We start from the raw sequence: 2,513 nt of genomic DNA, 5'->3' as shown, positions 1-2,513 counted from the left end.
TCTCTCACCCAGCATTCGAAAGAGCCCAACAAAGAATCTATATGTCGGCCACGCTCGGTGCAGGCGGCGACTTGGAGCGATTGACTGGTCGCAAGTCGATAACACGACTTCCAGCACCTGCTGGCTGGGATACACAGGGCGTCGGACGCCGGTTCTTCATCTTCCCTGAGATGTCGCTGACCGCAGACCAAACAGTAGACCTTCGAACTGAGCTAATGAAACGCGCTGGCCGCAGCGTTGTTTTGGTACCAAGTGACAAGGCGGCAGACACCATCGCTGAGCAAATCGAGACCACACTAAAATACCCGGTTTACCGCGCGCGCGACATTGAGGAGTCGAAGACCCACTTTGTCGGTAGTGAACACGCCGTCGCGGTCGTGGCGAACCGATACGACGGGATTGATTTCGCTGGGGACGAATGCCGGCTGTTGTTCATTGAGGGCCTGCCGAAGGCTATGAACTCTCAAGAGCGGTTCCTGATGACTCGAATGGGGGCTAATGCTCTGTACAACGAGAGGATTCAAACCCGAGTCGTTCAAGCCATCGGTCGCTGCACTCGATCACTGGAAGACTTTTCTGCCGTTGTCGTATCCGGAGAGGAGTTGCCCGATTACCTGGCTGACCTACGCCGCCGCCCTTTCTTCCATCCTGAGCTTCAGGCCGAGATCTCCTTCGGAGCGAACCAGTCTAAAGACACCCGCTTGGTTGACCTCATCGAAAACTTTGAAATTTTCTTAGAAAACGGCCAGGACTGGGAGATTGCCAACCGACAGATCGTTGATGAGCGAAACCGTACGCAGCAACAATTCCTTCCTGCCATAGATGAATTGCAAAGCGCGGCTGGAGCCGAAATCGATTACCAAACAGCATTGTGGCGGCACGACTACGACAGCGCCATTGGTGCCGCAGAGCGGGTACTGGGCATTCTTACTGCTCCAGAACTGCGGGGCTATCGCGCACTCTGGAACTACTTGGCAGGCTCTGCCTGTCACTTGGGAGCCCAAAGTGGCATCTCGTCGCTGGCTGAAAAGTCCCGGCAATACTTCAGGGACGCCCATAAGTGCGCCCCTAGCATCACTTGGCTCACCACTTTCGCTCGCCGCGAGGTGAGGGAAGCCGTTACTGCGCAAGCCGACGATATTGCTCTGCAGCGTCAGGTAGAGCGAATAGGTTCCGAGCTTACCCGCCTCGGTGCCACGCATGACCGCGAGTTCGCAAAATTGGAAAAGTCGATCCTCCAAGGTCTTCAGCACCATGAGACCTTCGAGCAAGCGCAGAAGGATCTGGGTACCCTTCTCGGTTTCAGCGCGGGGAAGATTGAAGACGAAGGATCTCCCGATCCGTGGTGGATTTCGGACTCACGGTGTATTGTCTTTGAAGACTACGTCAACACTACAGATGGCACGCTCAGCGTCACCAAGGCGCGCCAGGCAACTTCGCACCCGGACTGGATGAGGGCAAACGTAGTGGAGTCCAGGGATTGCGAATTCATAACCGTCCTAGTAACTCCGGCAACGAAAATTCGCGAAGCGGCAGTGGTTCACGCAGGTGGATTGTTTTATTGGGGGCTTGATGACTTCCGTAGGTTTGCCGCTAACGCGCTGCAAACAGTGCGGGAACTACGATCAAGCTTCTATGAGCAAGGTGATCTTGTATGGCAAGCGGAGGCTGCAGAGATACTCAAACAGCGGGCAATCGACTTTGCATCGATCTGCAGTTACGTCCGATCCAAGCTTGCAATTCAGTGTATGCAAGAAGTTTAGATTTGTAGGAAACAACCCTTCGGTTGAGATTTTGTGGGATTTCCTTTCAACGGCTGATGCAACTTCAACCACAACGAGGTACAGGCCCAGGCAAACCTGGGCCTCACTGAGGATTCCGACTCTACTGGACAAATGGCATCCGCCGCCGTCCATATGCACTTTTCTTATAAGCGGAGGTACATCAGATCGCTGAGGTGGGACGCCGTGCCTAAGCAGCAGAAAGTGTCAGCACGAACGTCTACGCAGTACATCGCCAATCAACTGCATATCGACAGCACCAATCGGAGTTGCATACATGCGCGTCCAAAATTGAGTAAACAGGCCTTCACCCATAGCTAGTTACTGCGTCATCATGCTGTGCTTCAGCTCTGAGAAATCCTAATCACCATTATGTGCAACAATAGGCTTTCAGCGTTCAAACAGCCAGAGCAGTTGTTTGTGCTCCAGGCCCGTCTGACTGAAAGCCTTTGGCTTTGGTCTCGAAGAAAAAGCCCTTCATAGTAGCAACATCTTTTATATTCTTGAAGGTATGTTCAATATGCCCCTGGTAAAATTCATGGTTACCTCACGCATACTGAGTCGCTCTGGCAATTGCTTGAGCAACGCGGGGTCGTGGAGCTAGATGTTACTAGCCCTCCAATTTAGAAATGCACCGATTTGTCGAGAGTCTAAAATCACTTTTCTAGCTCGTGAAACCTGCAGAATCTCTCCTCGCACTTCATCAAAATTCACGTATCCTGTGCTTAACAA

General features: G+C 52.6%; 1 protein-coding gene. It reads left to right on the top strand.

The window, feature by feature from the left end:
- Positions 1-1,763, top strand: a 1,763-nt coding sequence (locus tag ACRESJ_RS05495) for a helicase C-terminal domain-containing protein (RefSeq protein ID WP_431757000.1), incomplete at its 5' end; no start/stop codon positions are given.
- Positions 1,764-2,513: the final 750 nt, after the last annotated feature.

The sequence above is a fragment of the Pseudomonas sp. genome (genome assembly GCF_050739655.1).
GTDB lineage: Bacteria > Pseudomonadota > Gammaproteobacteria > Pseudomonadales > Pseudomonadaceae > Aquipseudomonas.
This window is presented reverse-complemented; position numbering and strand designations above follow the sequence as displayed.